General features: G+C 31.4%; 15 protein-coding genes and 1 pseudogene. 8 read left to right on the top strand and 8 right to left on the bottom strand.

Going from position 1 to position 20,675, the window contains the following annotated elements:
• Nucleotides 1-467 precede the first annotated feature (467 nt).
• The 3 genes from IPK18_09970 to IPK18_09980 all read left to right on the top strand — a co-directional run bounded on the left by IPK18_09970 (nucleotide 468) and on the right by IPK18_09980 (nucleotide 2,734).
• Nucleotides 468-941, top strand: coding sequence for a PIN domain-containing protein (locus tag IPK18_09970; GenBank protein QQR99330.1), 474 nt, complete (start codon nucleotides 468-470; stop codon nucleotides 939-941).
• Nucleotides 942-1,235: 294 nt separating this feature from the next.
• Complete coding sequence (locus tag IPK18_09975; protein QQR97202.1) at nucleotides 1,236-1,895, top strand: hypothetical protein; 660 nt, start codon at nucleotides 1,236-1,238, stop codon at nucleotides 1,893-1,895.
• 170 nt (nucleotides 1,896-2,065) lie between these two features.
• Nucleotides 2,066-2,734 carry an SH3 domain-containing protein gene (locus IPK18_09980; protein ID QQR97203.1) on the top strand — a complete coding sequence of 223 codons (669 nt, stop codon included), beginning with the start codon at nucleotides 2,066-2,068 and terminating at the stop codon, nucleotides 2,732-2,734.
• 282 nt (nucleotides 2,735-3,016) lie between these two features.
• Here the strand turns inward: IPK18_09980 and IPK18_09985 are convergent, their stop codons facing one another.
• From IPK18_09985 to IPK18_10000, 4 genes are read right to left on the bottom strand one after another with little or no spacing between them, the layout of a single operon-like run.
• Nucleotides 3,017-4,606, bottom strand: coding sequence for a DHA2 family efflux MFS transporter permease subunit (locus IPK18_09985; GenBank protein ID QQR97204.1), 1,590 nt, complete (start codon nucleotides 4,604-4,606; stop codon nucleotides 3,017-3,019).
• Nucleotides 4,607-4,628: 22 nt separating this feature from the next.
• Nucleotides 4,629-5,780 (bottom strand): HlyD family secretion protein, encoded by a 1,152-nt coding sequence (locus IPK18_09990; GenBank protein QQR97205.1) that lies wholly within the window; start codon nucleotides 5,778-5,780, stop codon nucleotides 4,629-4,631.
• A gap of 51 nt (nucleotides 5,781-5,831) precedes the next feature.
• Nucleotides 5,832-7,145: a TolC family protein gene (locus IPK18_09995; protein ID QQR97206.1), complete on the bottom strand. Its 1,314-nt coding sequence runs from the start codon at nucleotides 7,143-7,145 to the stop codon at nucleotides 5,832-5,834.
• A gap of 5 nt (nucleotides 7,146-7,150) precedes the next feature.
• Nucleotides 7,151-7,774, bottom strand: coding sequence for a TetR/AcrR family transcriptional regulator (locus tag IPK18_10000; protein ID QQR97207.1), 624 nt, complete (start codon nucleotides 7,772-7,774; stop codon nucleotides 7,151-7,153).
• A 278-nt stretch (nucleotides 7,775-8,052) separates the two neighbouring features.
• Here IPK18_10000 and IPK18_10005 point away from each other — a divergent pair.
• Nucleotides 8,053-9,960, top strand: a pseudogene (locus IPK18_10005) (ABC-F family ATP-binding cassette domain-containing protein).
• Here the strand turns inward: IPK18_10005 and folP are convergent.
• Complete coding sequence (folP, locus tag IPK18_10010; protein QQR99331.1) at nucleotides 9,961-10,737, bottom strand: dihydropteroate synthase; 777 nt, start codon at nucleotides 10,735-10,737, stop codon at nucleotides 9,961-9,963.
• 160 nt (nucleotides 10,738-10,897) lie between these two features.
• Here folP and IPK18_10015 point away from each other — a divergent pair, with 160 nt between their 5' ends.
• On the top strand, nucleotides 10,898-12,535 hold the full coding sequence (locus tag IPK18_10015; GenBank protein QQR97208.1) for an ABC transporter substrate-binding protein: 1,638 nt from the start codon (nucleotides 10,898-10,900) through the stop codon (nucleotides 12,533-12,535).
• An 8-nt stretch (nucleotides 12,536-12,543) separates the two neighbouring features.
• On the opposite strand, the gene IPK18_10020 is transcribed toward IPK18_10015, so the two are convergent.
• On the bottom strand, nucleotides 12,544-13,785 hold the full coding sequence (locus IPK18_10020) for an NADH:flavin oxidoreductase/NADH oxidase family protein (GenBank protein ID QQR97209.1): 1,242 nt from the start codon (nucleotides 13,783-13,785) through the stop codon (nucleotides 12,544-12,546).
• 5 nt (nucleotides 13,786-13,790) lie between these two features.
• Nucleotides 13,791-14,870 carry a PorP/SprF family type IX secretion system membrane protein gene (locus tag IPK18_10025; protein ID QQR97210.1) on the bottom strand — a complete coding sequence of 360 codons (1,080 nt, stop codon included), beginning with the start codon at nucleotides 14,868-14,870 and terminating at the stop codon, nucleotides 13,791-13,793.
• Nucleotides 14,871-14,980: 110 nt separating this feature from the next.
• Here IPK18_10025 and IPK18_10030 point away from each other — a divergent pair, with 110 nt between their 5' ends.
• From IPK18_10030 to IPK18_10040, 3 genes are all read left to right on the top strand, one after another.
• Entirely contained in the window at nucleotides 14,981-15,349 is a 369-nt protein-coding gene (locus IPK18_10030) for a SirB2 family protein (protein ID QQR97211.1), read from the top strand.
• Nucleotides 15,350-15,356: 7 nt separating this feature from the next.
• Nucleotides 15,357-15,746 carry a heavy-metal-associated domain-containing protein gene (locus tag IPK18_10035; GenBank protein ID QQR97212.1) on the top strand — a complete coding sequence of 130 codons (390 nt, stop codon included), beginning with the start codon at nucleotides 15,357-15,359 and terminating at the stop codon, nucleotides 15,744-15,746.
• A gap of 108 nt (nucleotides 15,747-15,854) precedes the next feature.
• Nucleotides 15,855-18,785 carry a serine hydrolase gene (locus IPK18_10040; GenBank protein ID QQR97213.1) on the top strand — a complete coding sequence of 977 codons (2,931 nt, stop codon included), beginning with the start codon at nucleotides 15,855-15,857 and terminating at the stop codon, nucleotides 18,783-18,785.
• A gap of 59 nt (nucleotides 18,786-18,844) precedes the next feature.
• On the opposite strand, the gene IPK18_10045 is transcribed toward IPK18_10040, so the two are convergent.
• Nucleotides 18,845-20,674, bottom strand: coding sequence for a gliding motility-associated C-terminal domain-containing protein (locus IPK18_10045; GenBank protein QQR97214.1), 1,830 nt, complete (start codon nucleotides 20,672-20,674; stop codon nucleotides 18,845-18,847).
• Nucleotide 20,675: the final 1 nt, after the last annotated feature.

Here is a 20,675-nt window from a genome sequence, read left to right on the forward strand (position 1 = left end):
TAATATATAGTTATTTATACAGAAGATATAAAAATATCAAAAAAGTCATTATTTTTACGTTGTGCAACAAACACAAGGGTTTTGCGATAGTGGGGCGAAACTGCAAAGTTCAACGGAAGTTCTTCGGTTCAACTTTTGTGCAAAATAGAAGATTTGTACTTTGATTGCCCACCATCGCAAAGCCCAGAAACGATGTGCAAAAGTCTTCGCTACGCTTCGCCTTTTGCACATCGTGCGGCGGATTACATCCGTTGATGCGTTTAGGCTCGCTACGCTCGACCTTCAACACATCAACGGATTTGCAAAATTACTTCACTTGCAAACTTCGTTTGCAGTTCGTAACTTCGCAAATCCGCCGCACGTTATGCACAAGGCTCTCAAAATAGACGGCTAAATCAAAACAAACTTTTATAATCTAAAAACGAAAAAAAAATTCGTAAATTAGCGGATGAAATTTTGAATTGAAAATTGTGCAAAAACAAAAATTATATATTGACACTTCTGTATTTGGAGGATTCTATGATGATGAATTTTCTGAATTTACATTTCCTTTATTTGAGAGACTTAATAATGGTGAGTTTACACTACTCTTTTCAACTGTAACTCAAGACGAACTTGAAAATGCACCGAAAAAAGTAAAAGAGTTGGTAACTAAAATTAAAACTGAAAACACCGAATTTCTCGACACAACTGATGAAGCTGTTGATTTAGCGACTGAATATATAACTGAAAAAGTAGTTGGACAAACAAGTTATGCCGATTGCTTGCATATTGCTTTGGCAACAATAAATAAAGCAGACTACTTAATAAGTTGGAATTTTAAACACATTGTGAATGTCCAACGAATTAGAGGTTACAATGCTATAAACTTGAAAAATGGCTATAAATTATTAGAAATTCGTTCACCAAGAGATTTTGTAAATTATGAAGACAACGACTGAAAAACAATTTGACGCAGTAAAATATATGCGACAACAAAGGGAAAAGTTAAGCGAAAAATTGGCTAAAATGACTAAATCCGAAATCGTAGAATATTTCCGAAAAAGAAAATTAGAAACGCAAACAAAGCCCTGTGCATAACAAGGGTGGCAGATGCACAACGTGGTTTTTTGATGGTAGGATAAATATATATGTAAATTACTTCACTTGCAAACTTCGTTTGCAGTTCGTAACTTCGCAAATCCGCCGCACGTTAGCGGCAAGCGTATTGATCACTGTAATTTAAATAATCAACAATGGAATTAATATATGATTTAGCTCTTGAAACAATTACTCCACCTCTATTTATGCTTCCATGGATTGGACAAAATTTCAGTAAAACCAAGGTGCTTTTTCTAGGCGAAAGTGAATATGACGATGGCACAGAATTTCATAAGAAATGGAAAAGAGAATGGATAACCAGCCAAAGAATCACTCACATAAAAACTGATTCTAGACTCTTAAATAAAATTGATCAAACTATTTTAAGTAATAATTTTAGTGCGGAAAGTCAAAAAATATTATGGAGTTCTGTTGCATATACAAATTTAGTGCAAAGAGCAATGAACTGGCAAGAAAATAAAATTGACAAACCAACAGATGAAGATTTGATTGAAGGCTGGGAAACGATATTAAAAGTTTTGCTTGTAATGAAACCGACAATGATTGTAAAATGGGGCATATTAGGTGATGGAGTTTTACGAGGGTTTATCCATAATAAAACCTTTAAAGATTGGAAATTTGAAACAATAAATAATAATCGATTTTTATTGCTTAAACATAATTCCGGTTATTCTGCTCGCATATTATTTGTACATCATCCATCTTGGCGATTTTTTAATGCAAATAAGGTAAGTGAAACGATTAACACAAAATTACCAGAATTAAATTTATTAATTACTCAAAGTATGAATTAAATATGTATCACGCCTGCCGCTAACAAAAAATTTGTGTTATGGTTGGTAGAATTGGATAATATTCGTAATTTTATAAATTAACAGTTCGGTTGTAAGTTAAGTTTGTAGTTCTCACGCAACCACAACACAAATTTTCAACCGTTAGTAGGGCATTTTAAGACATACAACATATGAATAGAATTATTACAATTACAACATTCCTTCTCCTGACTTTTCAAGCATTTGGACAAGACTATAAATACGTCAATACCGAGACACTTAACATCAGAGAAGGTGCAGGCAAAAATAATAACGTTGTTGGACAAGTAAACAAGGGCGACAAGGTAACTGCACTTTCAGAAAGTGGCAGTTGGACGCAAATTGAAACTGAAACAGGTTTAAGCGGTTTTGTTGCAACAAAATATCTAAGTTCAACAGCAGACGAAACTAAAAGTAGTGAAAAAGAAGACAGAGAAGACAGTTCTTGGGTTAGTGTTTTGTTTATTTTTGGATTAATAGGATACGGACTATATAAAATTAAGAACTTCTTTTCGGGGTTCTTTAGTGGCAGTTCTTCAAGTGGCTCATCACCAAGGGTTATTTCAAAAGAAACAATTCTGAGATGGTATCATTGTGGTGTTTGTGGAACATTAATTAAACAGAGTAAGACACCAACTAATACAAATCGTAGCTGTCTTAATAAAGATTATCACAAATGGAAAGATTTGGGAAAAGTGGGTAATATAAACTATCAATGTAAAAGATGTGGAACAGTTGTTCAAACTTCTACAACACCTACAAATAATACAAATTGGAGTTGCTTAGGCAATGATTATCACAAATGGACCAAATTGTCTTAATTCATGAGACCAAATATTTTTGACATAGCAACCAAAGAACTTAACCAAGATGCTTTTATAACTTGGTTACTTAAATTTGCCGACAATAAATACAAAGCAACCTTCGCCGTTGTTGGTGTTTTTCACCAACAACAAAAATTCGCACATTACAGGCGTTATTGCGTTAGCGTCACCTGCCAACAAACAACCTTACATTATTTATGTAATAAAAAAATACTCAGAGTATTAGTTATTAACTCTGAGTGTCTTATTTTGTGGTTATAAAAGAAAATCAAACAATTTTTAATGACCACCACCTTGTGCTGCTGGATCTACTTTATAATTTTTTGCCAACATTACCAAAGGCAATGATATAATAATCAAGATTACAAAATATCTAAAAATATCTATGTAAGATAGTATCATTGCTTCTCTTTGTACAGCCATGTTTAATGCAGCATAACTTTGTGTAACAACTTTACTCATATCTGAGCTTGCTGTTGATAATAATGCACCATAACCATTCAGTCGCTGAATTAATAATGGATTGTCTGGTGTAATGTGCAACATGATATCTGCTCTGTGTTGTGCAGAAAAACGCTCTGTCATTGCACCAATTAGCGCCACACTCATTGAACCACCTAATTGTCTAATCATATTTGATAATCCAGATGCTTGTCCAATATCTTGACCAAATAGTCCACCCAAAGTAAGATTGGATAAAGGTACAAACAACAAACCTGTTCCAATTCCACGTATTAATAATGGCCAAAAGAAAGCTTCTTCTGGTGTTGATGTTGTAAGCAATTCAGATGACCAAAAAACAAAGCCTGCATTGATGGCAAAGCCTGCCATGATTAAAAATTTAGGTGGTACACCTTTAGTTAGCATTATACCAATAAACGGCATACACAAGGCACTTGCAATGGCACCAGGTGTAAACATTAGACCAGATTGCATAGCAGTAAAGCCTAAATAGCCTTGAAAGTATATTGGGAATACGAATACAGTACCAAATAAAATAAATCCTAATAAGAAATTTAGAAATGAACCTATGGCAACATTGCCTCTAATCATTACGGTTAAATCTACAATTGGGTTTTTAATAAATAATTCTCTAATCAAAAAACCAATAATACCTACAATGGCAACCATCGTAAATTTGATAATATAAGCTGATTCAAACCACTCTTCGCGTTCGCCTTGCTCTAAAACTAATTGTAATGAACCAACTCCAATAATTAATAAGATGATGCCTATATAATCTATACTTCCTTCTTGTTTTTCTTGATATGGATTGTCTTTTATGTATCTTAATGTGAGTATAATAGCAATAATACCTATAGGTACATTTACATGGAAAATAACTGGCCAATCGAAATTATCTACTAAATATCCACCTAAAACTGGACCAATTGTTGGCCCAACAATTACGCCTAATCCAAACATTGCCATTGCCATACCCATTTTTTCTGGTGGATATATTTCTTTTAGAATAGTTTGCGATGTTGCAAATAAGGCACCACCACCACCACCTTGTACAAAACGCCAAAATACCAATGTCCATATAGTAGAAGACTCACCACACATAAATGATGCAAATGTGAAGAGTGCTACAGAACCAGCAAAATAATATTTTCTACCAAACTGTGCAGAAAGCCAACCACTCATAGGTACTACAATAATATTGGCAATAGCATACGCTGCTACTACCCAACTTACTTCACTCACAGTTGCACCAAGGCTACCCATTAAGTTGTTGGTTGCAACGTTGACAATTGTAGTGTCTAAGATTTCTAATAATGTGCAAACAACCACAGTAATTGTGATAATGATTCTTCTAAAACCATATTCTACTAAGCTGTTTTGTTCTAATGTTGCTGTTGTTGCCATGTTAATGGTTTTATATAGTTGATTATTTTACTTTTACAGCTACTGATACATTCATCCCTGCACGTAGTTGTACATTTTTATTTTGATTTTTATCTATGATGATTTTAACAGGAATACGTTGTACTACTTTTACAAAGTTTCCAGTTGAGTTATCAGCAGGAATTAATGAGAAAGTAGAGCCAGTAGCTGCTTGTATAGATTCTACTTTTCCAACGATTTTTTCTTTAGGATAAGCATCTACCTTTACTTCTACTTCTTGTCCTGGTTGCATATTTGTAATTTGTGTTTCTTTGAAATTTGCGACTACCCAAAGTGATGTTTCATCTACAATAGAGCAAACTGTTTGTCCTGGATTTAATAATTGACCAATTTGTACATTTTTTTTAGAAATATAACCATCATAAGGTGCAATAACATAAGCATATGATAGTTGTAATTTTGCAAAGTCTAAATCTGCTTGTCTTTGTTTAATGGCAACTTCAGCAACATTTACTTGTGTATTGATGCCATTTACTTGTGCATTTGATGCTAGTGTTTGTTGTTGAGCAGATTTTAATTGTGCTTTGGCAACATTTACTTGTTTTTCTGCAATATCAACTTGTTTATCTGCTGCATTTTTTTCTGTTAGTGCTTGGTCATATTGTTGTTGCGTAGCAGAGGTTTGAGAGAATAGTTGTTGAAAGCGTTTGTAATTTTCATTAGCATTCCAAGCACGTACTTTGGCTGCTTCTACATTTGCTTGTGCTGTTGCAATATTTGCTTGTGCTGTTGCAATAGAAGTTGATGTTGCACTCGCAGCAGCATCAGCAGAACTTACATTGCTTTTTACAACAGATACATTTGCTTTTGCAGTTTCTAAAGCTATTTCTGCTTGTTCTACTCTAAGTTTTAGATCTCTGTCATCTAGTTTTATTAAAGTGTCTCCAGCTTTTACAATTTGATTGTCTTTAATAAATATTTCAGTTATATACCCAGACATTCTTGGTGCAATAGGTACAATGTTTGTTTGAAGTTGAGAGTTTTCTGTGTCTTCATTGTGCATTGAGTAGCTTATTTTTTTATAGCTAAACCATATAGCACCTATTACCAATAAGATTCCTACAATAGAAAAAATTACTTTTTTACTTTTTTTATCTTCTACTGTTGCATTTGTTTGTTCTATATTATTTTCCATGTATATTAATTTAAAATTTGATTTGTTTAATAATTGTATAGTTTGTTATTTTTATAATTGACCTAAGCTCTTTTGTAATTTATAGTTTGCAATGATAGCTTCAGCTTGTGCGTTTAATAAGTTTGTTTTTGCTTGTAATAAAAAGACATCAGCATCTAAAACATCAGTCAACAATGCTACTTGAGCATTAAATCTATTGTCTAATATTCTTTTATTTTCTGTTGCTTGGTCTATTGCTTTTTGTGCTAGTTCTATTTTTGCTTGAGCTACTTTTATGGCTTGCATATTTGTATTTACCTCAATAGAAATGTTGTCTTTTAATTGCTCTGTTAATATGGTAATTTGTGATTTTTGGTTTTTTGCATCATTCACAACTGAACGTGCAGTATATAATTGCATAATATTCCAACTTAAACTAATGCCAACATCCCAAGTTGCTTTGAATACAGATTTCGGAGGAAACATTCTTTGATTTGGATTGTTGTATTGTCCATTTGCTGATGCACTAATTGTTGGCATATATGCAGCTTTTGATGCTTTAATCATATAATCAGCAGATTTTGTACGATAATCTTGAGCTTTAAACTCAGGTCTATTGCCATATGCTATAGATTGCAATTGTAGAAATTTGTCTAATGTATTGTTTGTACTCTCAGGACTCTCGGTATTTATTTTTGTTTCAGGATCAAGTCCAAGTAAAATGTTTAAGTAAAAATTGATGGTTTCTATATTACTAACTAAATTTACTTTTTCCACTTCAAAATTATTTTTCTGCAATTCAGCACGCATTACTTCATTGTTTAAGATGATGCCAGCATCTTTTAATTTTGATAAGTCATATACACGCGACTGTGTTTGAATAATTGTAGAGTCTAATAAAACAACTCTTTGTTGCAATGCAAAAAGATTGTAGTAGTACTGAACAACTAATAATTTTACATCATTTTTGTCTTTTAATGCATCAAAATCAGCAGCTATAGCTTGTTGGTCTAGTGCTTTCATCGTATTCCAGTTTTTCAAACCTTGAAAAATTGGTTGTTTAATGCTTGCAACATTTGCAAATTGATTCGGAATATTAGTTTGAATATCAAAGCTACCAACACCTGGGACACTAATTGTAAATGGATCGATGTTATCACTTAGTCTTGTGTACGCAGATGTGACACCAACCATTGGCATAATGGCAGCTTTAGTTTGTTCTTTCTTTATTTGTAAAGATTGTTTTTTTAAACTGTCTAATTGCAGTTGTTTACTGTTTTGTACGGCCATATCCAATGCCTCTTGGATGGGTATTTTTCTGATTTCCTGTGCTTGAGTTGAAATATACATCCAACAGCATAATGTTATAAATAGTATTTGTTTCATAAAAATTATTTTATACCTAGATAATTTGTTAATAGTTCTTTTAAATATTTTTTTAGTCTTAAGCTTGTTTTGTCATTATAAACATCATTTTCATCTTCTATCTTTAATACTTTACAAGCTATAGATCCTGAAGTAGTGTATATTTTTATCACACCAAGAATAGTCATTACAGTAAGTTCTACATCTACCTTGTTGAATTCTTTGTTTTTAATGCCTTTGTGAATTACATCTGTAATTACACTAAAATTCTGATACAGTCGATTGGTGATTAATTCAGTCATTTCGGTACGTTGTCCCATCGCCATTTCTCTGAAAATGATATTTTGATAGTGTCTTCTTTCAAAGAATTTATTGATAAACAAATCAACAATTGCGAATAACTTATCAGCATATTTTTTATGTTGTTCAATGTGATGTAGAATTAACTCTGAAGATATTAACTTGCGAATTACAACTTCTTCGTACAATTTTTCTTTTGAGCCAAAGTAGTAAGAAACCATTGCAATATTAATATTTGCTGCTTTTGATATTTCACGTACGCTGATAGCTTCAAAACCATTTTCGGCAAACAGTTGTTCTGCAACATCTAAGATTTCTTCTCTCTTGTCATTAGTTTTATTTTCTTTCATTTTTAATTAAACGTTTGTTTAAAAACCCGATGCAAATTTAATTAAACGTTTGTTTAATTTGCAAATTAATTTTATGTTAAGTTCAAATAATTGATTGACATCAAGAATAGGGACAAATTTAAGTTGAATGATTTGGTATAAGTAATGGTGTGTATTAATCATTTTATCCCAAAATCTAAAGACAATGCATAGCTCAATATACATTAGCCCAAAACAATTTCTTAAAGATTTAATTTAGTATTCAAATACATACAATAGGAATAACTTATTTTTGCACCATGTTACAAGCAGCAAATTTATCCATCATATTCGGAAGTCGAATTTTATTTGATAATGTTACATTTACGATACAGCCACGCGATAGGATTGGTTTAGTAGGTAGAAATGGCGTTGGCAAATCTACATTATTAAAAACTATCAATGGAGAAATTTCAGCACAAGAAGGAAGTATATCAAAGCCAGGTGGCTATACCATCGGATTTTTAAAGCAAGAAATAAGAGCACAAAATGAACCAACAGTTTGGCTTGAGGCACAAACTGCATTCAAAGACATTAATATTCTTCAAGAAAAATTAGATAAAATACAACATCAGTTAGAAACAAGAACTGACTATGATACCGACGATTATATGAATCTTTCTCAAGAATTCTGTGATATTAATGATAGATTAGTTCATTTAGATATTGATGACAAGGATAAAAAAACAGAACTTGTTTTGCTAGGTCTTGGTTATAAAAGAGAAGATTTTGATAAAGCACCAGCAACATTTTCAGGTGGATGGGCAATGCGTTTAGAATTAGCTAAACTATTGTTGCAAAATCCAGATTTACTCATGCTCGATGAGCCAACCAATCACTTAGATATAGAATCAATTATTTGGTTGGAAGATTTTTTCCAGAAGTACGAAGGTGCAATTATTTTAGTATCGCACGACAAAACTTTTTTGGATAATGTATGTAATAAAACTATAGAGTTGGAATTGGGAAAAATGTATGAGTACAAAGCCAATTATTCTAAATACTTAATTCTAAAAGAGGAGAGAAGAGAAAAACAATTGCAAACATTTAAAAACCAGCAAGACCAAATAAAGCAAATAGAACGCAATATCGAAAGGTTTAAAGCTAAAGCAAGTAAGGCAACAATGGCACAAAGTTTAGTAAAAAAGCTAGACAAAATGGAAGTTGTAGAAGTAGAACAAGAAGATACAAGAGCTATGCGTTTTCAATTTCCAATGGGATAACAAAGTGGAAAAATTGTAGTATTGGCAAAAAACTTAGCTAAATCTTATGGTGAAAAAAGTGTTTTCCATGATGTAAATATTGAAATTGAACGTGGCGATAAAGTTGCGTTTATTGGAAAAAATGGAATGGGAAAAACGACTATGGCAAAAATAATTGCTAAAGAAATTGAATACAATAGTGGAGAACTAACCATTGGACACAATGTAAAAAATGCATTTTTTGCACAGCACCATGCAGAGCAATTGCCAAAGGAATTGACCATTTTGCAATACATGGAAGATACGGCACCTAATGAAATTAGAGGACAAGTAAGAAATATTTTAGGTGCATTTATGTTTACTGGCGATGATGCTACAAAAAAGATTTCTGTATTAAGTGGAGGAGAAAGAGCAAGAGTTTGTTTGGCAAATTTATTATTGAACCCAAGTAATGTTCTGATTTTGGATGAGCCAACCAATCACTTAGATTTAAAAGCAAAAGATGTATTGAAAGAAGCCATTGCAAAATATCCAGGAACAGTAATTGTTGTTTCGCATGATAGAGATTTCTTAATTGGAATGACGAACAAAGTTTTTGAATTTAATGATGGTGTTGTAAAAGAATTTGTGGGTGATGTGAATGATTTCTTTGAAGAACGCAGATTAGCAAACTTTAGAGAAGTGGAAATGAATGCACCAACTACAACTGAAAGTGCGCAGAAGAAAGAAAGCTCAACTCCAAAATCTCAAAATTCAAACTCAAATCAAGACAAACAATTAAAGAATAAAATTTCCAAAATTGAATCAGATATAGCAGTAGTAGAATTAGAAATTTCTGAGATAGAAGCAAAAATATCATTATTGTCTGAGCAAGGAAAATATGATAACACTTTAATTCATGATTTAGGATTGAAAAAATCTAAATTAGAAGAATTAATGCAAGATTGGGAAAGCTTACAAGTTTAGTTATATAGAAGTATAATAATTGTAAATTTTTATACATTCCATAGCTTCTTTTACATCATGTACACGCAAGATATTTGCACCATTTTGCAAAGCAATCATATTTAAAATGCTTGTGCCATTTAGTGCAAATTCTGGACTTGAATCTAATAATTTATAAATCATACTTTTTCGAGAAATTCCAGCTAAGATTAGTTTTCCAAGTAATTTGAATGATGCCAAGTTTTTTAGTAATGTATAATTATGTTCCAATGTTTTACCAAATCCAAAGCCAACATCACTAATGATGTCGTGTACATTTTGTTGTCTGCAAAATTCTAATCTTTCTATAAAAAAACGCATCACATCAATGCTTACATCATCATAAGTTGGTTGTAATTGCATAGTCTTTGGATTTCCTTGCATGTGCATCAAAATAATTGGAATATTATGTTCAGCACAAACACGAAGTATTTGTTCATCATATGTAGCAGCATAAATATCATTAATAATAGATGCACCATTTTCAATAGCTTGTTTAGCTATTTCACTTCTAAATGTATCAATAGAAATTATAGTATCTGGAAAATGTTTTACTATAGATTTTAAGGTAGGAATTAATCTATGATATTCTTCTGCTTCGCTTATTTCATGGGCATTAGGCTTTGATGATACAGCACCAATATCTATAATAGTTGCACCATCATGTAGCATTTTTTCTACACTTTGTAATATGTCCAAATCATTAGCATACTTACCACCATCAAAAAACGAATCTGGTGTTAGATTGAGAATGCCCATAACAATTGCTTCTTCTATACACAATAGTTTTCCGTTGCAATTAAGTGTATGTGTCTCTCGTGTATTCATTAATCAATCAAAAGTAAAAAATATATCCTACATTGAATTATTAAAATGTGTTTAAAACTTAGTACACAAATCAAATTCATTTAAAATAATTTTGAGCATTATTCAAAAAATGCAACATAGATATTTAATTTTTATTGGAATTATAGTAATAGCGTCATTCCAATTTTGCCAAATCAAACAAAAAAGAGATAATTCTAATTTCTTTCATCTCAATCTATCTGCTGGACTAACATCATTAGACCCAGCATTTGCCAAAGACCAAGTAACCATGTGGGCAGACAATCAGTTGTATAATGGCTTAGTACAAATTGATGATGATTTGAATATTATTCCAAGTATAGCAAAACATTGGAATATTAGCAATGATGGTTTGGTATACACATTTTATATTAGAAATGATGTCTATTTTCATGATGATGTATTATTTAAAAACGGAAAAGGTAGGCGTGTTACTGCACATGATTTTGTTTATTCTTTTAATAGAATAATTGATACAACAGTTGCATCAACGGGCGCATGGTTATTTAATGGAAAAGTAAAAAACCAACAACCATTTGTAGCATTAGATGATACTACATTCGTCATTAATTTGCAACAACCATTCTTGCCTTTATTAGGTATGCTTACATTGCAATATTGTTCTGTTGTTCCAAAAGAAGTTGTAGAGCATTATGGAAAAGACTTTAGAAAACATCCAGTTGGAACAGGGCCATTCAAATTTGTACGTTGGGAAGAAAATAATGTATTGATACTACATAAAAATGAAAAATACTTTGAGACAGATAGTCTTGGTAATAAACTACCATATATTGATGGTGTTAGATTTGATTTTATTACAGACAAAGGCATAGAGTTTAATCAATTCAAACAAGGAAAAATTGACTTTATGACTGGCTTAGATATTTCTTATAAAGATGAGTTGCTTACTAAAAATGGAGAATTAAAAGCAGTGTGGAAAGATAAAATTAATTTCATTAAAATGCCTTATATGAATACTGAGTATATCGGAATTTCTATGGGCAAACAACCAATTGAAGCTTTAAAGAATAAGAACGTAAGGCAGGCAATCAACTATGCAATTAATAGAGAAAAGATGATACACTACCTAAGAAATGGAATAGGTGTGCCAGCAGAAAGTGGAATGATACCAATTGGAATGGCTGAATATAACGCAGAAAAAGTAAAAGGATATACTTACAATGTGGCAAAAGCAAAAGAACTATTAATAGAAGCTGGATATCCAGAAGGAAAAGGCATTGAAGAGATAACTATATTTTCAAATCCAACATATCAAGATTTAATTACAAATATTGCGAATGAATTGAAAGTTATTGGTATCAATCTGAAAATAGAAAATACGCCAGCAGCATTTTTAAGAGAAGCAATGCGCAAAAATGAAGTGCAATTATTTAGAGCATCTTGGATTGGCGATTATCCAGATGCAGAAAACTATGTAGCCTTATTTTATAGCAAATATGGTGCGCCACCAAATTATACATTTTACAAAAATGAAAAATACGATAGACTATACGAGCAAGCAATTTCATCAACCAATAGCGATGTAGCAAGAGAAATTTATCATCAGTTAGAGAAAATGATTATTGAAGATGCACCAGTCATTCCTTTGTTTTATGATCAAATTACAAGATTTACACATAAGCGTGTAAAGAATTTGCCTAATAATGCAATGAATTTATTGATATTGAAAAATGTAAAATTAGAAAAATAGTATCAGTACTAAGCTCTAAGTTTTTTGAATCTTCCAGTTTTTGATGTTATCTCATTAAACAACATTTTTGCAAGTACTACCCAAACACTTTCATTTGGCAATGGTCTATGTCCTGCGCCAATTCTTTTTAATTGATTAGTGTACCAACTAACTTCCATCACAGCCATATTGTCTATTGCTTTTATACCAGTTTTCTTTGGTGTTACTTCATGTTCTGGATTTTTTCCAGATAATATCTTATTTGGTGCATCTGGTTCTATTGCTAGCAATCGAGCAATGCCTACAAAATCTACGGCATTAGATGATATTGCTTGTGCCATGCCATCAACAGAGCGGAAACCACCAGTTACTGCTAATGGACAAGTACATATTTTTCTTGCTTTCTCAGCAAAATCTATAAAATAAGCTTCTCTTTCTTGCGTACTTTTCTTTTGTTTTACGCCAGTCATTGCTGGTGCTTCATATGTTCCACCAGAAATTTCAATTAAATCCATGCCTAAATCTGATAGTGTTTTTATGGTATCTAATGATTCTTCTTCAGTAAAACCACCACGTTGAAAATCTGCTGAATTTAATTTAATGCTAATTGGAAAGTCTTTGCCAACTTTTGCACGCATTGCAGAATATACTTCTACAACAAATCTTCTTCTATTTTCAGGATTTCCGCCCCATTTATCTGTACGTATATTGTGGTGTGGCGATAAGAATTGACTCACCAAATAACCATGTGCTCCATGTATTTGTACACCAGAAAATCCTGCTTCTTTCACTATTTCGGCAGCAGTTGCAAACCTTTGAATTATATCTAAAATTTCGTTTTCTTCCAATGCTCTTGGCGTTGCAAAAAATGTTTGCATACTTTCTTTGAATGGAATTGCAGATGGTGATACATTTTCTTTATTCAATCCTTTTGGTGATTGTTTTCCAGGATGATTGAGTTGTACCCAACATTGTGTATTGTTTGATGTGGCTGCTTTAGCCCATGTTTTTAAAGCATCTATGTTGCTCTTGTCTTCAATAATTACATTGTTTGGTTCTCCCAATGCTCTTTTATCTATCATTACATTGCCAGTAACACAAATACCAATTCCACCATTTGCCCAAATTTCATATAGCGTTGCTAAATCATGTTTAGGTGCACCATCTTTTGTGCCTAAGGTTTCACTCATAGCAGATTTTAATAATCTATTTTTTACAACTACACCATTTGGTAAAGTAAATGGCTGATTGATAATTTCTTGTTTTTTCATGTTTATTAAAATATTTTGATAGATTTTTTGCCTGGAAATTCATAGCAATTTATTGCCTTAGATTTTTTCTTTGGACTTTTTATTCCGACATTATTGAAATTCATTCGGAGTGAAATTTCATGCTGTCCTCTACTTTTTGTACTAACGCCTACGAAATCTATTTGATAGCTATAGCCAACATTGAGTGTCATCATATCATCTTTGCCCAAATCCCAATCTACACCACCAAGAATTATTAAGCCATGTGTATTGCTAAATTTGTATTTACTGAATTGATACATAATTCCAGTATAAATTGGCTTAAATGTAGTATAAAATCCAGAATGGTATGAACGTATTTTGCTCTGAAAATCAAATTTAAAAACAGGAGAAATGTAAAACATTGGGTCTCTGTTATACATTTTTCTAGAATATATAGGAAACATACTACCATAATGAACAGTAAATCTCATAGGTATTTTAGTTTCAATATTTAAGAATGATTCATCAGGTCTTGTTAAATGACTAACAGCAAATCCCAAAGAATTATGTACAGGTTTGTCATTAATATCAAATTTGAATCTCAGTAATGTTCCAGCGTCCAAATCAAAATAATTTACTTTTCTGAGTGGTACATTGGTTGCAGAAGACGCACCACCATTTGGTCCAATATCTGGGTCAAGTTGATCTGAAAAAAGGAGTTTAGAATTATCAATACTATTATTTACAAATGCTGCTCTTATGCCAAAATGTAAATTTATATTTTTAGATATTCTTACAATATAAGCATATGATGCTCCAACATAATTTCTTACTAATAATTGAGATTCAACATTTCTGTAAGCCATAATTCCAATTCCAGAAGAAACTCTATTGCTTTGAACGTCAGCACTAATACCATAAGTATTAAATCCACCTGGAACATAAAACCATTGGTTTTTATATATCATGGCAACATTTAGTCCTCTCTCTGAACCAGTTGTCGCTGGATTAAGGTATGTTCTAAAATTTAAGAATTGCGCAAAACTTGGGTCTTGAGCATAGACTTTATTTGAAAAAAAGTACAAACATAAGATAACAATACAAGCAACATATCTTCTATACATATAATTTCGTTCGGAAGTTAGCTACACAAAGTTAGTAAAAATTAAATTAAAATGAATTTTTTAATATTTATGTTATAAATTTGCAAAACACTTTAACAAAATTTTAGTATATGGAGCTTCAAACAATTATGCATTTACACATGGGATTTGGTATTTTATTTCTTCTAACCTATGTGCCAAAATCAATTTTATTTTTATCAGGTAATAATAGTTTTTTACCTTTTAAACAAAAAACGTTTTTAATTGAAACAATTTTTTCAGTTTTATTTTTATTATCAGGTGCTTACTTATTAGTATTTAGAATAAAAGCTGGGTATCCACCTGAGTACCATAAGTGGCTAGACCCAAAAATTACATTGGCATTGTTAGCAATTCCATTAGGTATCGTAGGTTTTAAAAAAGCAAATAAAACATTAGTGGCATTATCTTTGCTATTCTTTTTAGTAGCACTTACGCTAGGATTATTAAATTTTAAATAACAAGTATATGAAGAAATCATTTTTATCAATCGGCTTATTTCTTGTTTTGGCAATTAGTTTTGCTACAAATACATTGAACCTAAATGTAAAAGGAATGCATTGTGGTGGATGTGAAGCAAAATTTAAAACCAAAATTCAAGATGTAAAAGGCGTTACTGCTGTAAAAGAAGTAAGCGCAGCAAATTCAGTTGCAGTGTTAGAATACAATCCAGCTGAAACATCAGAAGAAAAAATCATCAAACAATTGACTGAGTCAAGTGGCTACACTATTGCAAAAGTTGATAGTAATGAGAAATCTGAAAGCACAGCTCCAAAAAGTTGTTGTAGTAAAAGCGGACAATCATCATGCAAGAAACCATCTTCTTCTTCATGCGATAAGTCTAAATCAAAAAAATAATATTTTTATCTTTTATTAACGAATGGAACAGAATTATTCTGTTCCATTTTTTTATCTTAAAACCAGATATTTTTTATTTGGCTAAGTTTTTGTTTAACTAATTTTATAATGAGAATTCTATTTACATTTCTGTTTATCTCCTTTGGATTGTTATTTGTTAATGCACAAAAACAAACAAGTAACACGAAATCAGGCGTCCCACCATTTCTAATAAATACCGACAATCTGTGGGTTGATTCTATGATGAACTCAATGACATTAGATGAAAAAATTGGTCAGCTATTTATGATTGCTGCTTATTCCAATAGAGATGAAACTCATTATAAAGAAATTGAAAATTATATTCAAAAATATAAAGTTGGTGGTTTGATTTTCTTTCAAGGAACAGCAGAAAAACAAGCAGAACTTACAAATAGATATCAGACGTTGAGTAAAAATAAAATGTGGATAGGTTTTGATGGAGAATGGGGCTTGGCTATGCGTTTAAAAAACACTATCAATTATCCAAGACAAATAATGCTAGGCGCTATTGAAAACGAACAAACAATTTATGATATGGGTGCCGAATTTGCAAGGCAAATGAAAAGAATTGGTATTCATATCAATTTTGCACCATCTGTTGATGTCAATAATAATCCAAATAATCCAGTAATCAATGATAGATCATTTGGTGATAATAAATACAATGTAGTACTAAAATCTAAAGCATATATGCATGGTATGCAAGATAATTTTTTAATGGCATGCGCAAAACATTTCCCAGGTCATGGTGATACTGATGTAGATTCACACTACGATATGCCAGTCTTGCAACACAGTGCAGAAAGATTAGATAATATAGAATTATATCCATTCAAAGCAATGATAAGAAATGGTGTGAGTAGTGTAATGGTAGCACATATGAATGTATTGGCTTATGATAACACACCAAACTTGCCATCTACATTGTCGCCAAAAGTGGTGCAAGGTAAACTTATTGATGATTTAGGATTTAATGGAATTGTTTTTACTGACGCACTAAACATGAAAGGTGTAGCAAAATATTTCCCATCAGGAGTTGCAGAAGTAAAAGCATTACAAGCAGGAAATGACGTTCTTCTATTTTCTGAAAATGTAGATGCAGCAATTAAAGGAATTAAAGCAGCAGTATCTTCTGGTGAGATTACAGAAGAAAGAATCAATAAAAGTGTAAGAAAAATTTTATTAGCAAAATATTGGGTTGGATTAAATAACTATCAGCCAATAGATCTGAATAATATAAATGCTGACATCAATAGCGAGCAAGCAAAAAACATCAATAATAAATTGATTCAAGAAGCAATTACAATTGTAAAAGATGATAAAACATTGTTGCCAATTATAGATGTACGTGAAAAAATTGCACATATTGCAATTGGAAATGGCAAGGCAAATACTTTCTCTAATAGGTTAGATAGTTATTCAGAGATTGACCATTTTTATATTTCAAAAAGCGAAACAAATACAAATTTTGTAGCATTAATAAATAAACTAAAAAAATACAAATTAGTTATTGTAGAGATAAGTGATATGGTACGTGCACCATCAAAAAATTATGGATTAACCACCAACCAAATAGAAGCAGTAAAATCAATAAACCAAAAATATGATGCAATAAATGTTGTGTTTGGATTGCCTAATAGTTTGAAAAATTTTCAAGCATTACATAATATTGTTGTAGCATACAACGAAGATAGTGTAACGCAAGATATCACTGCACAAATATTATTTGGAGCAAGACCAGCAAGTGGTACACTTCCTGTTACTGTCGGAAAGTATGAGTACAGTTCTGGTGTCTGTTCTCAAGGTAATTTGAGATTAGCTTATGGTTTGCCAATTGAAATTGGTATTGACAAAAGTAAACTTTCTAAAATTGATAATATTATAGAAAAAGCAATCTCAGATGGTGCTACACCAAGCAGTCAGATATTAGTTGCAAAAGATGGAATGATAGTATATCAAAAAACATTCGGCAATATGACATACAGTAGTAAAATTAATGTAGATAATAATGATTTGTATGATATTGCTTCAATCTCTAAAGTTGTTGCTACAACACCAATTATGATGCGTGCCTATGAAGATAAAATTATTGATATCAATAAAACATTAGGCGATTATTATAGCTATCCAGATTCTTGTAACAAATACAATATAAACTTCAAAGATTTATTAGCACATCAAGCTGGATTGCCAGCTTGGATACCATTCTATAAAAAAACCTTAGATTCATTGAATAATGCAGATACTACTTGGTATGCCAAACAAAAAGACAGCCATTTCAATATAAAAATTGAAGATGATTTGTATCTGAGAAATGATTTTATAGACAGTATTCGCAATACAATATATAATTGTTCGTTAGGTTCAAAGTCTTATAAATATAGTGATTTGGGTTATTATCTGCTGAAAGAAATTATAGAAAAACAATACAGAGAAGCATTTGAGCCAGTAGTTCAAAAATACTTATGGAGTCATCTTGGAATGAACCATACAATGTATAATCCATTGGATAAAAATATCAACTTAAATCAAATAGTACCGACAGAAGATGAAAAAGGATTTAGAAATAGACTGATACATGGCACAGTACACGACCAAGGCGCAGCATTGTTAGGTGGCGTTGCAGGACATGCTGGCGTATTTAGCAATACTAATGATTTGGCAAAATATTTTCAAATGTTGTTGAATAATGGACAATATGGTGGAACGAGATTTTACAACAAGTCAACTATTGATTTATTTACAACATCAATTTCAAGTAGTAATAGAAGAGCATTAGGTTTTGATAAGCCATCAAAATCTGGAGATAGTGGACCAACTTGCGATGCTGCATCAAGTCAGTCATTTGGACATACTGGATTTACAGGTTGTATTGCTTGGGCAGATCCAAAATATAATTTGATCTACATATTTTTATCAAACAGAATAAATCCAAGTGCTGATAATAAGAAACTAATTAATCAAAATATTAGACCACAAATACAGCAAGCAATTTATGATGCAATCATCAAAAAGTAAATCTTTTTAATGATAAAATTAATAGAATAGCATTCTTTATATTGTTTATTTAGATTTGATTATCTAAGCAATAAAAAGGTGCCTTTCTCTTTATATGTTTTTTTGTTTTCTCTATCTTGGAAAGAGATAAAGTAAGTATAGCTATCAAAAGGAGCAATTTCACCTTTGAATATTCCATTCCAAGATGCATTGATGTCATTTGTCTTAAATACTACTTGATTCCATCTATTAAAAATGATGAACTCATAGTTGTCTTCTGATGCAAATAATAAAAATGGTTTAATTGTTTTATTGTGTCCTTCTGGTGCAAAAGCATTAGGGATAAAAGCTTTTGGTGTAGGTACATTACAAATAACATTAGATTTGCTTTGCAGCACACTGCGTGGTGTAGCATCTGATAAGTGATAATAATTTGTTACTACATAGTAACAAACACTTTGTAATTCTTTGTTATCTGTATCGAAAAATTGTGGATCAATGTATGAATTAGTATTTCTATTATTTATGGTAGTAAGCAATTCATCTGTTGTGTCATTATCAATTGTTACTTTATGAATTTGGTAATTGATAAATTGAATATTTGGAATATCAAAACCAGCCCAAGAAATATTTGCTTTATTACCAATTTCTTCTACCACTTGTGTGTATAAAGTTTGTACAGTGTCAGTATATAATTTATTTCCACAAGAATCTCTGTATTCTATTCTGTAGTAATATGAATTTTGTGCTGGATTGCTACTTTTATCATTAAATAATAAACTATAACTATCTGCAATTACAGTTGAGTTTCCAGCATTTTGGAATGCACTCAGTTTAAGTGTTGTTTGTAGGTTTATAGGGCTTTTCATAGGCGATGCACCTAGATCTTTAATGTATTCTATGCTTACACTATTATCTTCCAATACTGAAATATTTCTTATATAGTCATTTTCAATTGGAATAACAACTTCTGATAGAAAAGAACTTTCATTTGAGTATGCAAAACTACCATTGGGTAAATTGATTTTTAAACGCACGTATACGCTGTCTTGTGGTGTTATATCTTGAATAATATATGTTGTTGCTGTATTCGGTTGTGTGCCAACTGTTTGAAAAGATGTGCTTGGCGTGCGCATTTGAATTTCATAATTGCTAACATCAGAATCTTCGTATTTATATTTAAACCAAGCTACACTTGCAGTTTTGTTACAAGCATTTGTGTTTACAATATTCATGGTTGCAGATGTATGGTCTTTGCTATCTGGTGTGATGGCACCATCTGCATCACAAGTCATTAATGTTCTAATCTTATAGGTGTACTGTATATTTGCTACATTTACATCAGTATCAACGTATGTGCTTATGTTATTTCCAAATACAGTATCTATTGGTGTGTTAAATTGGTTTGTTGGCGTTTTATTAGAAAAAATTAAATAACCTTGAAGTTCTCTATATGTCTTAGGTACCCAACTAAGTTCAATTGTGTTGTTAATTACAGAAGCACTTTTTAGTTCAATAAATGGAAAACTAAGGCTATTGTCTAGTGTGTCTGAATATTTTACAGTTGAAGTATTTGTATTTGTGCAAATTCCTCTTTGTAATATATAAAAGTACGTCGTTTGGCTAGATGCTGGGTTATTTATTATTGTGTCATCTTGATTTGAATCATTAATACTAGTAAGTAAATTGTAAGTGCCATTTTTGTCACCAATTGAATAGTAGATTTCATAAGCAGAAAAACAAGAACTTATTGTAGGTAAATTCCAAGCCAATGCAATATCTGTACTTCCAAAATTTCTGACACAAAATAAATCTGGTGCTTCAAAGATATTGCTTTGAGAAAAACTTTTTAATTGTAGCAATAGCACAACTAAAAAAAGATATTTACTGATATAGTTTTTTGTCTTCATT

It is taken from the genome of Sphingobacteriales bacterium, assembly GCA_016699615.1.
In the GTDB taxonomy this organism is placed as follows: Bacteria; Bacteroidota; Bacteroidia; order Chitinophagales; family JADIYW01; genus JADJSS01.